The sequence below is a fragment of the Rhodococcus sp. M8 genome (assembly GCF_015654185.1).
Lineage (GTDB): Bacteria > Actinomycetota > Actinomycetes > Mycobacteriales > Mycobacteriaceae > Rhodococcus > Rhodococcus aetherivorans.
On the sequence record NZ_CP064065.1, the window covers coordinates 3,606,328 to 3,623,694 of the forward strand.

Consider the following 17,367-nt stretch of genomic DNA (forward strand, 5'->3'; position numbering starts at 1 on the left):
CGATCCCCGCCGCACACCGACCAGGAGTCTCGCCGATGACCTCGACAACACCCGTCCACCTCGCCGTCGCGCTCGACGGCGCCGGTTGGCATCCCGCCGCGTGGCGTGAAGAGAATTCACGCCCCGACGAATTGACCTCACCCACGTACTGGGCCGATCTCGTCACCACCGCGGAACGCGGGCTGCTGGACTTCGTCACGATCGAGGATTCCCTTGCCGTACCCGCGAACCCGTGCACGAGCGAGGACCCCGACGCGGTGGACCGGGTACGGGTCCGGCTCGATGCGCACCTGATCGCCGCGCGGGTTGCACCGTCGACCCGGCACATCGGGCTGATCCCGACGATCACCACCACGCACACCGAACCGTTCCACGTGTCCAAGGCGCTGGCCACTCTCGACTACACATCGCACGGCCGCGCCGGCTGGCAGGTCAAGGTGTCCTCCTCCGCGCAGGAGGCCGCACACTTCGGCCGGCGCGACATCCCCGGACTCGACAAGCGCGACCGGCAGGCGCTCGCCGAGAATCGCCTGCCCGAGTTCGTCCACGACCTGTTCGACGAGGCCGCCGACGCCGTCGAGGTCGTTCGGCGGCTGTGGGACAGCTGGGAGGACGACGCGGAGCTCCGCGACGTGAAGACGCGACGGTTCATCGACCGCGACAAGCTGCACTACATCGACTTCGAAGGCCGGTTCTTCCACGTTCGAGGGCCGTCGATCACGCCCCGACCGCCGCAGGGGCAGCCGGTGGTCGCACTGCTGGCCCACCGCGACCTTCCGTACGAACTGGCTTCGCGGCAGGCAGATCTGGTGTTCGTCACCCCGTCGGACACCCGCCGCGTGCGTGACCTTGTCGACGAGGTCACGGCGGCGGGGGTGCGGGTCGGGCGTGTCGGTGAACCGCTGCGGGTTTATGCGGACCTCGTGGTCTTCCTCGACACGCCGCGCGAGAGCGGCGCCGAGCGGCTCCGGCGTCTCGACGCACTAGCGGGCAGCGCATTCGACTCGGATGCACTCGTGTTCACCGGGTCGGCGGCCGAACTCGCCGACCGGATCGGTGAGTGGCGTCGACAGGGTATCGACGGCTTCCGGCTCCGACCCGGGGTGGCAGTCGACGACCTCGACGTCATCGTCGACGTGCTCGTCCCGATCCTGCAACAGCGCGCGGTGTTCCGCTCCGAGTACCCCGGCACGTCCCTGCGCGGACTTCTGGATCTGCCGACCGACATTCCCCACCGCTACGCCGTCACCACGGCCGGAACCGAAGGACACGACCGATGAGCACACGCAAGCAGGTCATCCTCGGGGCCTACCTCGGCGGTGTCAATCACCACACCGCATGGTGGGATCCCCGGGCGGGCAGCCAGATCGAATTCTCGACCTTCGAGCACACCGCCCGTACCGCCGAGCGCGGCAAGTTCGACTTCTTCTTCCTCGCCGAGGGCCTCGTGCTGCGCGAGCGCGCGGGCCGGATCTTCGATCAGGACATCATCGGCCGGCCCGACACCTTCACGGTCCTCGCGTCGCTGGCCGCCGTCACGGACCACCTCGGCCTGGCCGCCACCATCAACGCGACCTTCAACGAGCCGTACGAGCTGGCTCGGCAGATCGCCTCTCTCGATCACCTCTCCGGCGGCCGGGCCGCGTGGAACGTGGTCACCTCCTTCGATGCCTTCACGGGGCGCAACTTCCGCCGCGGCGGCTTCCTGGATCGCTCCCACCGGTACGAGCGCGCGGAGGAGACCCTGACGCTCATCCGTCAACTCTGGGATTCGTGGCGTAGCGACGACATCGTCGCCGACAAGGCCGGCGGCCGGTTCCTGCGTCGACCCGACGCCGGCGCCTTCGAACACCACGGTAACCACTTCGACGTGCACGGCAGGTTCACGGTTCCGCGCAGCCCCCAGGGACGCCCGGTGATCCTCCAGGCCGGGGTGTCCCCGCAGGGCCGGGACTTCGCTGCCGCGAACGCCGACGCCATCTTCTCCCCGTACGGGAAGCTGCCCGAGGCCACGGAGTTCTACCGAGATGTCAAGGCCCGGGCGATCGCTGCCGGCCGCTCCGCCGACGACATCAAGATCCTGCCGTCGGCGAGCTTCGTGATCGGTGACACCGAGGCCGAGGCCGTCGAGAAGTACCACGAGATCCGTATCCAGCAGGTGACCGGGCAGACCGCACTGATCCTGCTCGAGCAGATCTGGAATCGGGATCTGTCCGAATACGATCCGGAGGGCCCGCTGCCGGACATCGATCCCGACCCCGACGCCGAGCCGATCATCCAGGGACGGGCGTTCGTCCACCAGGACCGGTTCGAGACCGTCGCACGGCTCCGCGCGATCGCGGAGGAGAAGAAGCTGACGCTGCGAGAGGTCGTGATCGACCAGTTCGAGCGCGGACCCCTCGTCGGTACCGCGGCACGGATCGCCGAGCAGATCGACGCCTTCGTGCAGAACGACGGCTCGGACGGGTTCATCCTCGGTTCGCACCTCGTGCCTTGGGGGCTCGACGATTTCGTCGACGAGGTGGTGCCCCTGCTGCAGGACCGTGGTGTCCTCCGCGCCGAGTACACCGGAACCACGCTGCGGCACAACCTCGGGCTGCGGGTGCCGGCCGATCCGGTGGCGGTCGGCGGTTAACCCACTTCCCGCGTGACACTCACCGATCGGGCGCAGACGCCCCGGCAGACGACGTCGGTGGTGCCGGTCTGTGCGGCCGCCGGCTTCACCACCCTGCTCGATTCGTCGGTGCTGAACATCGGCCTTCCCGCCTTGCGGACCGGTCTCGACGCGGGCGTTTCGCAGGTGCAGTGGATCCTGGCCGCATACTCGCTGAGCTTCGGTCTTGCGCTGGTCCCGGCAGGCCGGCTCGGCGATGTGGCCGGCCGGCGGCGGCTGTTCCTCGCGGGCATGACTCTCTTCGCGGTCATGGGGGTGTGCGGAGCTGTCGCGTCCGACCCCTGGACGGTCGTCGCCGCACGGGCCGGTCAGGGGGTCGGGGCGGGCCTGATCAGCGCGCAGGTGCTCGGGATCCTGGCCGAGAACTACACCGGCCCGGCGCGCGCCCGGGCCCTGGCCGCCTACAGCACGGCCGGAGGCCTCGCCGGGCTGTGCGGTCCACTCGTCGGTGGGCTGGTGCTCGGCGCTGCACCCGGGGACTACGGGTGGCGCGTTCTGCTGATTCTCAACGTGCCGTGCGCACTCGTCACACTCGTGCTCGCGGCCCGCCGCCTGCCCCCGGATCGGGGACGACCGTCGGCCCGCAGCGGGGTCGATGCCGGGGGCCTCGCGCTGCTCGCGGCGGCCACGACGCTGGTGATGGTGCCCGTGGTCTCCGAACCGGGTCCGGTGGGTGCGGTGTTCGCCGTCGGGGGAGCGGCGGTCTCACTCGCCACCTTCCTGTGGTGGGAACGCCGTGTCGCCGCGCGCGGCGGCAAGCCCGTGCTGCTTCCCGAACTGACCGGATCCGGCGGATACGTCCTCGGCACCATGGTCGCACTGTTCTGGTTCGGTGCGGTGCTGTCCCTGAACACCGTCGTGAGCCTGTACCTCATCGAGGGGCGCGGCTATGCCGCTGTCCAGGCCGCCGCCGTGCTGTCCGCCGCCGCCGCGGCGATGGCCGTCGCCTCGGCCGTGGGGTGGCGGGTCGTCGCGCGATACGGCCGGGTGACGGTCGTCGTGGTGGTGGCAGCCGAGATCGCCGTCGTCGGTGGCTACGCCGCCGCTGTGCAGCACGACGCCACGATGCCGGTGTTCGTGGCGCTGGCCGCTCTGTCGGGTCTCTCGGGTGGATTCGTGGATGCACCCAACCGGGCGCTGACGCTCGAGTCGTCCCCGGCGGGCGGTCACGGTGTCGCCGCCGGGTTCCTGCAGCTGTCACAGCGGTTGTCCGCGACGATCGCCCTCGCCGCGGTGTCCGGTCTGTATCTGTCGGCGCTGGCGACGGACGGGGACGACTTCGCCGGTGCCGCGTCGGCCGGCCTCGCGGTGTGCGCCGCCATGCTCGCGGTGTCGCTGCTCTGTGCGCTCGCCGACCGGCGCCGGCGTGCCGGCGCCGGGTTTCGATCACGGTGAGCGAAAGGGTTCTCCGAACTCGTTCGCAACGCGTACGGTCACCGGGAACCATCCAGAGCGACCGAGAGACCCGGCTCGACGACGTCGCAGCAACCCCCTGCCGCCGCAGGTGAGGGTGCTACCGCCGGGAACGATGGAGGAGAGGCATGGCAGGCGAGGGGTTCGTGGGCGCGTGGGCGCGCCTGCACGTCGACCTGTGCCGTCAGTGCTCGGGCATCTGTCGCCCACGATCCTGTCGCGCCTGAGTGGCGCTACCCAGTCGAAGAACCACGACCGTCTGCCCGGCCGGTGGCATCGCGAAGCGCGATGCCACCGGCGCCTCACGAGATCATGGAGTTCCCCGGTGCCTGTTTCGTTCACCTCCGCCGCCCGACGTCGCGCCGTCGCGGGCGCCACCGCCGCAATCCTCGCCGGTGGGCTCGCCGCGTGCGGCACCGACACGGCGGGCACCTCCCCCGGTGGCGGCACCCCGCAGCCCGGCGGCACCCTGCGCTACGGCCTGTCCCAGGCCCCCACGTGTGCCGATCCCGCGCAGGCCGGCAGCAACCAGACCATCTACGTCGCCCGTCAGATCGTCGACTCGCTCACCGATCAGGACCCCGGGACCGGTGAACTGAAGCCGTGGCTAGCCGAAAGCTGGGAGGTGACCGGGGACGCCTCGGCGTTCACGTTCCGGCTGAAGGACGGCGTGACCTTCAGTGACGGCACCCCGTTCACCGCGGAGTCGGTGAAGAAGAACTTCGACGCGATCGTCCAGACCCTCACCGGCGCCAAGGCAGCGCTGGCGGCGAGCTACCTGTCGGGGTACACCGGCACCACGGTGCTCGATCCACTCACCGCCCAGGTGTCCTTCGCCGGACCGAACGCGCAGTTCCTGCAGGCGTCGTCGACGCTGCAACTCGGCTTCCTGTCCGACAGGGACGTCGCGAAGTCCGCGGAGGAGCGCTGCGCCGGCGACCTGTCCGGCACCGGTCCCTTCGTCTACGAGGACTACCAGCAGGACAAGTCCGCCACGCTGGTCAAGCGCACCGGATATTCATGGGGATCCGACGTTTTCGCGCACGACGGCGAGGCCTACCTCGATCGCATCGAGTTCACGATCGTCCCGGAGTCCGGTGTACGCACCGGCAGCCTCGCATCCGGCCAGCTCGACGCGATCAGCGATGCGCTGCCGCAGGACGCTTCCCAGATCGAAGGCAGCGGCGGACGGATCCTCACCACGCCGAACCCGGGTGTCCCGTTCGGTTTCCAGCCGAACGTCACCCGTGGCGTCCTGACCGATCCGACGGTGCGCGCTGCGATCGTGCCGGCCCTCGACCGCCAGGAACTCGTCGACACCGTCCTCGGCCCCGATTTCCGGCCCGCGACCAGCACCCTCGCCTCCCGCACCCCCGGCTACGCCGCACTCGACGACGTCACCTACGACCCGGCGAAGTCGAAGTCGATCCTCGACGCCGCCGGCTGGGTTCCCGGCCCGGACGGCATCCGCGTCAAGGACGGCAACCGCCTGTCCTTCTCGGTGCTGTTCAGTTCGGTGTTCGCCGGCAACCAGGCGATCCTCGAGCTCGTGCAGCAGCAGCTGCGCGAGGTCGGTATCGACCTGCAGCTCGACCTGGTCTCCACCCCGGAAGCCACTGCCCGGCAGGGCGCGAAGGACTTCGACGCCACCTACTACAACAGCACGCGCGCCGACGGCGACATCCTGCGCACCACGTTCGGACTCGACGGACGCAACCTCAACAACCGCGGCCCGATCCCGGCGCTGGACGAGGTCCTGTCCGCGCAGCTGCGCACCACCGACCCGGCCGAACGCGGCGAGCTGATCGAGCAGGCACAGCAGCTCGTCCTCGACAACGGCCTGTGGCTGCCGACCGTGGAGCTGTCCCAGGCCATCGGTGCGGCGGAGGCGGTGCAGGACCTGAAGTTCGAGGCCTCCGCCCGGTTGCAGTTCTTCGACACCTGGCTGAGCGAGTAGACCATGGCCCGGTATCTCGGTTCCCGGCTCGTGCAGGCGCTGTTGGTGCTGTGGGCGGCGTTCACCGTCTCGTTCGGCGTGCTGTACCTGCTGCCGTCCGACCCGGTGAGCATCGCGGTCGACGGCGCCGGCAGCGGCACACCGGTGGATGCGGCCGCTGTCGCGCAACTGCAGGAGCGGTACGGGCTCGACCGGCCGCTGTGGGAGCAGTACCTCACTGCGTTGAGCAACGCCGTCCGGGGTGACTTCGGCATCTCGATCGTCACGGGACAACCCGTGACCGACGCGATCGCCGCCGCCGTACCCAGCACCCTGGCCCTGGCCGCGGTCGCCCTGGCGCTCGCCGTGCTCCTCGGCACCTCGATCGCGTTCGTCGCCACGTATACGCGCGCCCGGTGGCTGCGCAGCACGCTGTTCTCGCTGCCGCCGCTCGGTGTCGCGGTTCCGACCTTCTGGGTGGGACTTCTTCTGCTCCAACTCTTCTCGTTCCGGATGAAGCTGCTTCCGGCATTCGGCGACCAGGGCATCGAGCATCTGGTGCTGCCCGCGATCACCCTCGCGCTTCCCACCGGTGCGGTGATCGCGCAGGTCCTCGCCGCGAGCCTGCAGACCACATGGCGGCAACCGTTCGTCGAAGCAGCTCGCGCCAAGGGCGCGTCCCGATGGCGTCTCCAGACCCGGCACACACTGCGGCTGTCCAGCATCCCCGCATTCACCATCGCCGGGGTGACAGTCGGCAACCTGTTGGCGGGGTCCGTGGTCGTCGAGACGGTGTTCTCCCGCGCCGGTGTCGGTCGTCTGACCCAGACTTCGGTTCTGGCGCAGGATATTCCCGTCGTCCAGGGCATCGTGGTCTTCAGTGCGGTGATCTTCGTGCTCGTCAACCTCGCGGTAGACCTGGTCTATCCGCTCATCGATCCACGCATCGCCGACGGCCGTCGCGGCGGCGGTTCGCCCTCGCATCCGACGCCCGCCGAGGTGACCACCGAACTCACCGGCTTCGCGGTGGAGGAGGAGAGGAAGGCTCATGTCTGACGTCCTGATCCGGGAACCGGTCGCCGCATCCGCGCAGGCCGCGGCCGGGCCACACGGACCGTCCCGGCTCCGGGGAGCGACGAGCGCCCTGCGCCGCTACGGGGTTCTCGTGGTCTCGACGACCGTGCTGCTCCTCGCCGTCGGCTTCGCCCTGTTCCCCTCGGTCTTCGCGTCCGGTGATCCGCTGCAGGGCGTCCCGGCCGACAAGTTGCAGGGGCCGTCCGCGGCGCACTGGTTCGGCACCGACAACATCGGGCGCGACGTGTACACCCGGGTCGTGCACGGTGCGGGCCTGTCCCTGACCGCGACGCTCGTCGCCGTCGGAATCGCTCTCGTCGTCGGCTCGCTCGTCGGGTTGCTCTCCGGTGCGGTCGGCGGAGCGGTCGACGGGCTACTCATGCGGGTCGTCGATGTTCTGCTGTCCATCCCCGCCCTGCTGCTGTCCCTGGCGCTCGTCACCGCGCTCGGATTCGGCACCATGAACGTGGCGATCGCGGTCGGCGTCGGGCTCGTCGCGAACTTCGCCCGCGTCATGCGGTCGGAGGTCCTGCGCGTGCGCCGCGCCCTGTACGTCGAGGCGGCGTTCGCATGCGGTGCCCGCTGGCACACCGTCCTGCGCCGGCACGTGCTGCGCAACTCGTACGCCCCCGTCGTCGCGCTCGCGGCGGTCGAGTTCGGCATGGCCGTGCTCGCTGTGTCGTCGCTGAGCTTCCTCGGCTTCGGCGCGGTGCCGCCCACCCCGGAGTGGGGATCGCTGATCTCCGAGGGCAGGAACTACCTGGCCACCGCCTGGTGGATGACGACGCTGCCCGGCCTGGTCATCGTGGCGGTCGTCCTGTCGGCGCATCGCCTCGGTCACGCCATCGAAGAACGGAGCACTCGATGACCGCACCCCTGCTGGACGTACGCGACCTGCGGGTCGAGTACGGCAGCCGTCGCGACCCGGTCACCGCGGTGGACGGGGTCGGCTTCACACTTTCCCGGGGTGAGGTCGTCGCAGTGGTCGGCGAGTCCGGTTCCGGCAAGTCGACGACCGCACACGCGATCCTCGGCCTGCTGTCGGGTAGCGGCCGGATCACCGGCGGCACCGTCACGTTCGACGGGCAGCGACTGGACACCCTGCCCGAACGCGCCTTCGAGAAGGTGCGCGGTGCCCGCATCGGACTCGTGCCACAGGACCCCACCACGTCCCTGAACCCGGTCGTCCGCATCGGTGACCAGGTCGCCGAGGTCCTGCGTATCCACGGTCTCGCCGACCGGCGCACCGCGAAGATCGACGCGCGGCGCATCCTCGCGGAAGCCGGGCTCGACGATCCCGAACTCCGTGCCAGGCAGTACCCGCAGGACCTGTCCGGCGGGCAGCGGCAGCGCGTGCTCATAGGCATCGCGCTCGCATGCCGGCCGGACCTCGTCATCGCCGACGAGCCGACCAGCGCCCTCGACGTCACCGTGCAGCGGCGCATCCTCGACCACCTCGACAGCCGCATCGCCGAGACCGGTACCGCGGTCCTGCTCATCACCCACGACCTCGGCGTCGCCGCCGACCGCGCCGACCGCATCATCGTGATGAGCCAGGGCCGGATCGTCGAGACCGGGCCGGCCCGGCAGATCCTCGAGAACCCCCGGCACGAGTACACCCGGGCGCTCGTCGCCGCCGCACCGAGCCTCGCCGGCACCGCGGCCAGGCCCGGCCGCGGACCCGCGGAACCCCTGCTCACCGTGTCCGGGGTCTCGAGGACCTTCCGCATCGACCGGCGCACGTCGCTCGAGGCGGTGCGCGACGTCTCCTTCTCGGTTCCGCGCGGTCGCACTCTGTCCCTGGTCGGCGAGTCCGGTTCCGGCAAGTCCACGGTGTCCCGCATCGCGATCCGACTGGAATCCGCCACGTCCGGGCAGGTCCGGTTCGACGGGCGGGACATCACCGCGCTGCGCGGCCGGGACCTGCGCGAGCTCCGCCGCCGGGTGCAGATCGTCCACCAGAACCCCTATGCGGCCCTGAATCCCAAGCTCCGCATCCGCGACGTCGTCGCCGAACCGCTCGAAGCCTTCGGCATCGGCACGAAAAGCGAGCGCGCCGAACGTGTTGCGGAGCTGCTCGGGCAGGTGGCGCTGAGCACGGCACACCTCGAGCGCAGACCCGCGGAACTGTCCGGCGGACAACGACAGCGCGTGGCGATCGCCCGCGCGCTCGCGCTGCACCCCGAACTCCTCGTGCTCGACGAGCCCGTCTCCGCGCTCGACGTGTCGGTCCAGGCGCAGATCCTCGACCTGCTCGCCCGCCTGCAGGACGAGCTGGGGCTGAGCTACCTGTTCATCTCCCACGATCTTGCCGTGGTCCGGCAGATCAGCGACACCGTCGCGGTGATGCGGTCCGGCGAAATCGTCGAATCCGGGACCACCGCAGAGATTTTCGACAGACCACAGCACGAGTACACAAAACTGCTGCTCGATGCCATTCCAGGGAAGGTTCGGCATGCCCGATAGTTCACAGTTGTTGCTCGCCCTCGAATTCCGCGGAACCGGCACGCATCCGCATTCGTGGCGTCGCACGGATTCACGCGCGGAGGACGTGTTCACCGCCCGCTACTGGGCGGATCTCGTGGGCCGCGCGGACCGTGCCGGCGTCGACCTGGCCTTCCTCCCCGACTCGTTCGGTATCGACTCCGGTGCGGACACCGTGCGCGGCCGGCTCGAAGCGGTCGGCGTCGCCGCCCGGCTGTCCGCCGTCACCTCGCGGATCGGGCTGATCCCTACCGCGACGGTGACCCACACGGAACCGTTCCACGTGGCCAAGGCCGTGCAAACCCTCGACCACACCACGGCCGGCCGTGCGGGGTGGCAGGTCGCCGTCTCCGAGGGTGAGGACCGGGCCGCCCTGTTCGGCCGCAAGGGCACCCAGGACACCGGCTCACTGTGGACCGAGGCCGCCGAGGCCGCCGAGGTCGCGGCCCGCCTGTGGGACAGCTGGGAGGACGACGCCGAGATCCGCGACGTCGCCACCGGCCGGTTCGTCGACCGGGACAAGCTGCACTACATCGACTTCGTCGGCGAGCACTTCTCCGTCAAAGGTCCGTCGATCACGCCCCGGTCACCCCAGGGCCGGCCCCTCGTCGCGGTTGCGGCAGCGGACGAGCAGTCGTTCGACTTCTCCGCGGAATGCGCCGATCTCGTGCGTATCGAGGCCGCCGACCTCGGGTCCGCCGCGAACCTGGCCGAACGCCTGCGCGCGCAGGCCGGTGATCGGCGACCGGCGGTGCTGCTCGACATCGACGTGCTGCTCGCCGCTGACGACGCCACCGCCGCCGCGGACCTGGCCCAGCTCGAGAACTGGGCCGGCGCTGCCTACACCCCGGAGTCGCTGTTCTACCGCGGCGGCCCGGCCGGGCTGCTCGCACTCCTCGGGGACGTGGACGGCCTGGACGGCGTGGTGCTACGTCCGCTGGCCCTCGCCGGCACGGTCGCGGCGCTCACCGAACGGGTCCTGCCGGTGTTGCGGCCGCAGGTCCCGACGTCCACCGGAACCCTGCGGGACCGTCTCGGCCTGCCGCGCCCCGCCAACCGCTACGCCACCGCCTGAGGAGGCCGATCACCATGCCGCAGAACACCGTTCGAAAGCAAGTCCACCTGGCCGCGCACTTCCCGGGCGTCAACAACACGACCGTGTGGGCGGATCCCGAATCGAAGAGCCAGATCGACTTCGAGTCCTTCCTGCACCTGGCCCGGACCGCAGAACGCGGACTGTTCGACTTCTTCTTCCTGGCCGAGGGACTGCGGCTGCGCGAGCACCGCGGCCGCATCCACGATCTCGACGTCGTCGGCCGGCCCGACACCCTCACGGTTCTCGAGGCCCTCGCCGGTGCGACGACCCACCTCGGGCTCGCGGGCACGATCAACACCACCTTCAACGAGCCGTACGAACTGGCCAAGCAGTTCGCCACCCTCGACCATCTGTCCGACGGCCGCGCCGCGTGGAACCTCGTCACCTCCTCCGACGCCTTCACCGGCGAGAACTTCCGGCGTGGCGGCTATCTCGACCACTCGCAGCGCTACGTCCGCGCCCACGAGATCGTCGACGTCACCCGGCGGCTGTGGGACGGCTGGCGCCCCGGAGCACCGGTCGTCGACCGCGAAAACGGCATCTTCGCGGCGGATTCCGACATCGCTCCGTTCGACATCCACACCACGCAGTTCGACATCTCCGGGCGGTTCGAGGTGCCACGCAGCCAGCAGGGACACCCGGTGCTCCTGCAGGCCGGCGACTCGGACGAGGGCCGCGAATTCGGCGCCGCCAAGGCCGACGCCATCTTCACCGGCCACGGCACCCTCGAGGAGGGCCACGCCTTCTACGCCGACGTCAAGGGCCGCCTCGCGAAGTACGGGCGCAGCCACGCCGACCTGAAGATCCTTCCGGCCGCGACGTTCGTCCTCGGCGACTCCGCGGAGGACGCGGCCGAGCGGGGCCGCCACATCCGGCTGCAGCAGGTGAGCCCGCAGACCGCGATCGCGTTCCTCGAGCAGGTGTGGGGCCGCGACCTGTCCGGGTACGACCCCGAGGGGCCGCTGCCGGACGTCGAACCGGAGGACAACCTGAACATCACGCGCGGCCGCGTCCGCCACGCCAAGGATCCGCGCGCCGTCGCGCTGGCCTGGCGGGAGAAGGCCGAGGCCGAGAAGCTCAGCATCCGCGAACTGATCATCGAGGTCACCGCGCGGCAGCAGTTCGTCGGCACCCCCGATCACGTCGCCGCCGAGATCGACCGCTATGTGCAGACCGACGCGAGCGACGGCTTCATCCTGGTTCCGCACCTCACCCCCGGCGGCCTCGACGAATTCGTCGACAAGGTCGTGCCGCTGCTGCAGGAACGCGGCAGTTTCCGCACCGAATACGAGGGCACCACCCTGCGCAGTCACCTCGACCTGCGCCACCCGCACGAGATCGACGAAGGAGTTCAGGCATCGTGACCACCACACTCGACCGAGAGACGTTCACCGAGGACTGGCGGAGCTGGCACGCAGCCCGCGAGGAGGCGCTGCGCCGCCCGGACGGCTGGCTCAGCCTGACCGGGCTGTACTGGCTGGACACCGAGCCCACGATCCTCGACGAGGTGCCCGGATTGTGGCGGGTGGACGGCGAGCGCGTGCTCCTCGAATCCGACGGCGGAACCGAGGTGCACGAGCCGATCGAGGGCGCACCCGGTGTCCGGGTCGCGGCCGGCGACGGCTACGCCGAGATCATCCGCCGCACCGGCCGGTTCGCCGTCCGCATCCACGACCCGAAGTCGCCGGCTCTGACGGCCTTCACCGGAATCCCCGCGTACGAGCCTGCGCCGGAGTGGGTGCTGCAGGGCCGCTTCGAGGCCTTCGATCAGGTGCGGACCGTCACCACCGGCGCCGTGGTCGACGGCCTCGAGCACCACCACAGCGCGGCCGGGCTGATCCGCTTCACCCACGACGGCGCCGAGCACCGCCTCGTCGCGTTCGGCGACGGCTCGGGTCCGCTGCGCGTGCTGTTCACCGACGGAACCAGCGGCGTGACGACCTACCCGGCCGCGCGGATCCTCGAAGTCGCCGCGCCGACCGCCGACGGCTCGGTCACGCTCGACTTCACCCGGGCCGCCAACCTGCCGTGCGCGTTCACCGACGCGGCGACGTGCCCCATCGCCCCGGCGGAGAACCGGCTGCCGTTCGCCGTCGAGGCCGGCGAACGCACTCCGCGCGACGAGGAGGCCCGGTGACGACCGCATCGAATCCGGTGCCGCTCTCGGTCCTCGACCTCTCCCCCGTCAGCGAGGGATCCACCACGGCGCAGGCGTTGCACAACACCGTCGACCTGGCCCGGAGGACGGAAGGGTGGGGGTACCGCCGGTATTGGGTGGCCGAGCACCACTTCGTCGCCGTCGCGTCGTCGTCGCCGGCCGTGCTGATCGGCGCAATCGCCGCCGCCACCAGCACGATCCGCGTCGGCGCCGCCGCGGTTCAGCTCGGTCACAACACCGCGGCCGGTGTGGTCGAGGCGTTCGGCACGCTGGACGCGCTGTATCCGGGCAGGATCGACCTGGGACTCGGCCGGTCGGGACAACGCCGGGCGGAGGCGCTCGCGGCCGCCCGGTCCGGGGCCGCCGAAGAGGAATCGCACCGCGCCACCGAGGTGCGCGACGGCCTGGTCATTCCGCCGCCGTACCAGCCCGGGCCGTTGCTGTCCTCCCCGCGCCTGGCCGCCGGGTTCGCCGCGTTGCAGCAACCGGGGGCGCAGGCCCCGGACTTCGACGGGCAGGTGGACGACATCCTCGCTCTGCTGGACGGGACCTATCGCACCGAGGACGGGATCGAGCTGCACGCCAGCCCCGGCGAGGGCGCGGACGTCGAGCTGTGGGTCTTCGGGACCAGTGCGGGGCCGTCGGCGTCGCTGGCCGGACGGCTGGGTCTGCCGTTCGGTGCGAACTACCACGTCAGTCCCGGCACCACCGTCGAGGCGGTCGAGGCGTACCGCGCGGCGTTCCGCCCGTCCCGCTTCCTCGACCGGCCGTACGTGGTGGTGTCCGCCGACGCGGTCGTCGCCGACGACGACGCCACCGCGCGTGACCTGGCGGCCACGTACGGGCACTGGACGCACAGCATCCGGTCCGGCCACGGGGCCGTCCCGTACCCGGACCCGGCCACGTCGGCACCGCTGAGCGACGAGGAGCGCAGCCTCGTCGACGACCGGCTGATCACCCAGTTCGTCGGCGCTCCCGCCACCGTGGCGGAGCGGCTCGAGTCGCTGCAGCGCGTTACCGGGGCGGACGAGCTCGTGGTCACGTCGGTGACGCACCGGCACGAGGACCGGCTGCGTTCGTACGAATTGCTGGCGCGCGAGTGGGGGCTCGCCGCGCTCCGCGCCGCATGACCCCGGTGGTGAACCCGCCCGGACGGCGGGTTCACCACCGAATCGAGCATTCCCGACCAATTGTGTAGGATATCGCCCATGGCACCCGAGACCGCAGCGACCGTCGTCGCCCGCTGGTGCCGTCGTCACGTCGATCTGGGCCGGACCTCCTCGGGCATCTGTACGGGCTGACCGCTCACAGCCCCTTCCGCCACGTCGCGCCGGAGTACCACCGGAGCGGCGCATTCTCCAGGAGAAAACCCTTGTCGCACAACACTATCCGGACCATTGATCGCCCCCTGCGTATCGCCGTCGAGCTTGCCGGGCCCGAGGGACCGCACTACTGGGCCGATCTGACCACCGGACGCGCCGACGAACCGGCGCTCGACCTGAGCGCCTCGCCGTCGAACGTGGTCCGGATCCGCGCCGCCGACCTGAGGGAGAGCGCGAAGCTCCGCGAACGGGCACGCTCCGAAGCCCGCGCCGACGGTCGCGATCCCGACAGCATCAGCGTCCTGGTCGATCTCGAGGTGCTCGTCGCCGAGGAGGCCCGCGGCGCCCGCAAGCAGTATGCGCTGCTCGACGGCCGTCGTCGCGCAGACACCCTGTCCTACATCGGCACCCCGCACGGCCTCGCCGGACTGATCGCCGACATCCACACCACCCGCGTGGCCGACGGCGTGACGCTCCTCCCGCTCGGTGCCGAGTTCACGATCGAGCACATCGTCGACGGCACCCTGCCGTGGCTCGAATCACGGGGGCTGGCAACGCCGTCGCCCGCTGTGGTGGAGGTCCTGCGCCGCTTCGGCACCGGGGACCGCGGGCTCATCCTGGCCTCCTGACCGTCGTTCGAGACGCGGGGCGAGAGCTTCTTCTCTCGCCCCGCGTTTCGTCGTCCGGTCCGCGCGTCCCGCTCGGCAGCGGCGCCAGGCGCCGTCCGGCGAGGACCAGAATTGGAATCGGACCGATTTCAACCGTGGCCCGCGCTCCGCCCCGCCCTTAACCTCGCAACAATGTCCCTCGCATTCCATTGGTTTCTTCCCACCTACGGCGACAGCCGCCTGATCGTCGGCGGCGGCCACGGAACGCCCGCCGGGGCGGCCCGCGGTGATCGGCGCGCCACCGTCGGGTACCTGGCGTCGATCGCCCGCGCCGCCGAGGAGTTCGGATTCGCCGGCGCACTCACCCCTACCGGCGCATGGTGCGAGGACGCCTTCCTCACCACGGCAATGGTGGCGCGCGAATCCGAGCGACTCGCCTTCCTCGTGGCGTTCCGCCCGGGACTGATCAGCCCCACCCTCGCCGCGCAGATGGCGGCGACGTTCTCACTGCACGCCCCGGGGCGGATCCTACTCAACGTGGTGGTGGGCGGCGAGGCCCACGAGCAGCGCGCGTACGGCGACCACCTCGGCAAGGACGAGCGGTACGCCCGCGCGGACGAGTTCCTCTCGATCGTCCGACGGCTGTGGGCCGGCGAGACCGTCACCCACTCCGGCACGCACCTGAACGTCTCGGAAGCCGCGCTGGCCACGCTCCCGAGCCCTGTCCCCCCGCTGTACTTCGGTGGATCCTCCGCCGCCGCGGGCCCGGTGGCCGCCGAGCACGCCGACGTCTACCTCACCTGGGGTGAGCCGCCGGCGGCCGTCGCCGAAAAGATCGCATGGATCCGCGAACTCGCCTCCCGGCGCGGACGCACCATCCGGTTCGGTATCCGCCTGCACGTCATCACCCGGGACACCGCCGCCGATGCGTGGGCGCAGGCCGACCGGCTGATCGCGGCACTCGGCCCCGACACGGTGACCGCGGCACAGGCGGGTCTCGCACGCAGCGAGTCCGAAGGACAGCGCCGCATGCTCGCCCTGCACGAGAACAACCGGCGCAGCGGAGACTGGCGCGACGCCCGCAACCTGGAGGTGGCGCCGAACCTGTGGACCGGGGTGGGTCTCGTGCGCGGCGGGGCCGGGACGGCGCTGGTCGGCAGCCATACCGAAGTCGCCGACCGGATCGCCGAATACGCCGCGCTGGGCATCGACGAGTTCGTGCTCTCGGGATACCCGCACCTCGAGGAGCTGTACTGGTTCGGCGAGGGGGTGCTACCGGTCCTGCGGGAACGCGGCCTGTTCACCGGCGGTGCCGACGGCGCCGTGTCCGGAAGCGTTCCCTTCCTTCCCGCCGGGGTCCGCTGAGATGGGCACTGCCGAGGTCACATCCGGGATCGTCGACGGCGACCACGCGCTCGAGACGGCCACGGTGCTGGGCCGGCGATTCGCCGAGAACGCCACGCTCCGCGACGCGAACCGCGAACTGCCGCACACCCAGATCCGCGAGTTCGCCGGATCGGGCCTCGGCGCGGTGACGGTGCCCCGCGCGTACGGCGGGATCGACGTGCCCACCGAGACGCTCGTGGAGATCTTCCGGCTCCTCGCCGAGGCGGATCCGAGTATCGCGCAGATCCCCCAGTCCCACTTCACCTTCCTCGAACTGCTCCGGTCGCAGGGAACCCCGGATCAGCAGGAGTTCTTCTACGGTGAGGTGCGGTCCGGAGCCCTGTTCGCGAACGCGCAGAGCGAACGCGGCCCCCATCCCGTCGACGTGGACACCACGGTGCTCGTCCCGTCCGGTGCGGGTTTCACGCTCTCGGGCCGCAAGTTCTACAGCACGGGCGCCCTGTTCGCGGACTGGATCGCCGTGCGCGCCAGTGTGGTCGGCGACGGCGGCACCCCGGGCCGCGGCACTCCGAAGGCCGTGGCGTTCGTGCCCCGCGACGCCGCCGGGCTCACCGTCGTCGACGACTGGGACGGCATGGGGCAGCGCACCACCGCCAGTGGCACCGTCACCCTCGACGGCGTGACGGTGCCCGCCTCGTCGATCGTCCCGTACTCGGGGCTGTTCGACGGGCCCACCACCTACGGGGCACAGGCACAGATCCTGCACGCCGCGATCGACGTGGGGATCGCGACCGGCGCCCTGCGCGAGGCGGTCGTGCAGGCCGGCCGCGCCCGTCCCCACTTCGAGGCGGGAGTCGACCGCGCGGTGGACGATCCGCTACTGGCTCAGCTCGCCGGCGAGGTGACCGTCACGGTGCGGGCGGCCCAGGCCCTGCTGACCGTCGCGGCCCGCGCGGTGGACTCCGCGCGCACCGACCTCGACGCCGACACCGCCACGGCGGCATCGATCGACGTCGCCACCGCGAAGGTCGCGGCGACCCGCGCCGCGCTCGACGCCGCGAATGCGGTGTTCGAACTGGGCGGCACCCGAAGCGCATCCGGCGCGGCCAACCTGTCCCGCTACTGGCGCGACGCACGCACCCACACCCTGCACGACGCGACGCGCTGGAAACTGCAGCACATCGGCCGTTGGACGCTGGACGGGACATCTCCACCGCGGCACGGGGTGATCTGAGACGACCGCACGCCCGTTCCC

At 70.8% G+C, this 17,367-nt stretch carries 14 protein-coding genes and 1 riboswitch; all 14 genes read left to right on the forward strand.

Annotation, left to right across the window (positions count from 1 at the left end; all coding sequences use genetic code 11):
* Positions 1-35 precede the first annotated feature (35 nt).
* Positions 36-1,280 carry an LLM class flavin-dependent oxidoreductase gene (locus ISO16_RS16340; protein ID WP_072636657.1) on the forward strand — a complete coding sequence of 415 codons (1,245 nt, stop codon included), beginning with the start codon at positions 36-38 and terminating at the stop codon, positions 1,278-1,280.
* The gene (locus ISO16_RS16345) at positions 1,277-2,635 is read left to right on the forward strand and encodes an NtaA/DmoA family FMN-dependent monooxygenase (protein ID WP_072636658.1); all 1,359 of its coding nucleotides are present in this window, start codon (positions 1,277-1,279) and stop codon (positions 2,633-2,635) included. Before ISO16_RS16340 ends, ISO16_RS16345 begins: the two co-directional genes overlap by 4 nt.
* A gap of 12 nt (positions 2,636-2,647) precedes the next feature.
* Positions 2,648-4,069: an MFS transporter gene (locus ISO16_RS16350; RefSeq protein ID WP_230304370.1), complete on the forward strand. Its 1,422-nt coding sequence runs from the start codon at positions 2,648-2,650 to the stop codon at positions 4,067-4,069.
* A gap of 45 nt (positions 4,070-4,114) precedes the next feature.
* Positions 4,115-4,209: riboswitch (SAM riboswitch) on the forward strand.
* 203 nt (positions 4,210-4,412) lie between these two features.
* Positions 4,413-6,044 carry an ABC transporter substrate-binding protein gene (locus tag ISO16_RS16355; RefSeq protein WP_072636659.1) on the forward strand — a complete coding sequence of 544 codons (1,632 nt, stop codon included), beginning with the start codon at positions 4,413-4,415 and terminating at the stop codon, positions 6,042-6,044.
* Positions 6,045-6,047: 3 nt separating this feature from the next.
* A complete protein-coding gene (locus tag ISO16_RS16360) occupies positions 6,048-7,079 on the forward strand; it encodes an ABC transporter permease (RefSeq protein WP_029546676.1) in 1,032 nt (343 codons plus the stop codon).
* Positions 7,072-7,965 carry an ABC transporter permease gene (locus ISO16_RS16365; protein ID WP_072636660.1) on the forward strand — a complete coding sequence of 298 codons (894 nt, stop codon included), beginning with the start codon at positions 7,072-7,074 and terminating at the stop codon, positions 7,963-7,965. The genes ISO16_RS16360 and ISO16_RS16365 overlap by 8 nt, the downstream gene beginning before the upstream one ends.
* The gene (locus tag ISO16_RS16370; protein WP_072636661.1) at positions 7,962-9,563 is read left to right on the forward strand and encodes a dipeptide ABC transporter ATP-binding protein; all 1,602 of its coding nucleotides are present in this window, start codon (positions 7,962-7,964) and stop codon (positions 9,561-9,563) included. The genes ISO16_RS16365 and ISO16_RS16370 overlap by 4 nt, the downstream gene beginning before the upstream one ends.
* Positions 9,553-10,656 (forward strand): LLM class flavin-dependent oxidoreductase, encoded by a 1,104-nt coding sequence (locus ISO16_RS16375; RefSeq protein WP_072636662.1) that lies wholly within the window; start codon positions 9,553-9,555, stop codon positions 10,654-10,656. Before ISO16_RS16370 ends, ISO16_RS16375 begins: the two co-directional genes overlap by 11 nt.
* A gap of 14 nt (positions 10,657-10,670) precedes the next feature.
* Positions 10,671-12,041 (forward strand): NtaA/DmoA family FMN-dependent monooxygenase, encoded by a 1,371-nt coding sequence (locus tag ISO16_RS16380; protein WP_072636663.1) that lies wholly within the window; start codon positions 10,671-10,673, stop codon positions 12,039-12,041.
* Positions 12,038-12,814, forward strand: coding sequence for a DUF1684 domain-containing protein (locus tag ISO16_RS16385; protein WP_050036143.1), 777 nt, complete (start codon positions 12,038-12,040; stop codon positions 12,812-12,814). The genes ISO16_RS16380 and ISO16_RS16385 overlap by 4 nt, the downstream gene beginning before the upstream one ends.
* Positions 12,811-13,965 (forward strand): LLM class flavin-dependent oxidoreductase, encoded by a 1,155-nt coding sequence (locus ISO16_RS16390; protein WP_065923300.1) that lies wholly within the window; start codon positions 12,811-12,813, stop codon positions 13,963-13,965. The genes ISO16_RS16385 and ISO16_RS16390 overlap by 4 nt, the downstream gene beginning before the upstream one ends.
* Positions 13,966-14,207: 242 nt before the next feature.
* A complete protein-coding gene (locus ISO16_RS16395) occupies positions 14,208-14,786 on the forward strand; it encodes a hypothetical protein (RefSeq protein WP_065923299.1) in 579 nt (192 codons plus the stop codon).
* Between the two features lie 171 nt (positions 14,787-14,957).
* Positions 14,958-16,130, forward strand: a complete 1,173-nt coding sequence (locus ISO16_RS16400) for an LLM class flavin-dependent oxidoreductase (RefSeq protein WP_072636664.1) — start codon at positions 14,958-14,960, stop codon at positions 16,128-16,130.
* A 1-nt stretch (position 16,131) separates the two neighbouring features.
* A complete protein-coding gene (locus ISO16_RS16405) occupies positions 16,132-17,346 on the forward strand; it encodes an SfnB family sulfur acquisition oxidoreductase (RefSeq protein ID WP_072636665.1) in 1,215 nt (404 codons plus the stop codon).
* The last annotated feature ends 21 nt before the right edge of the window (positions 17,347-17,367 follow it).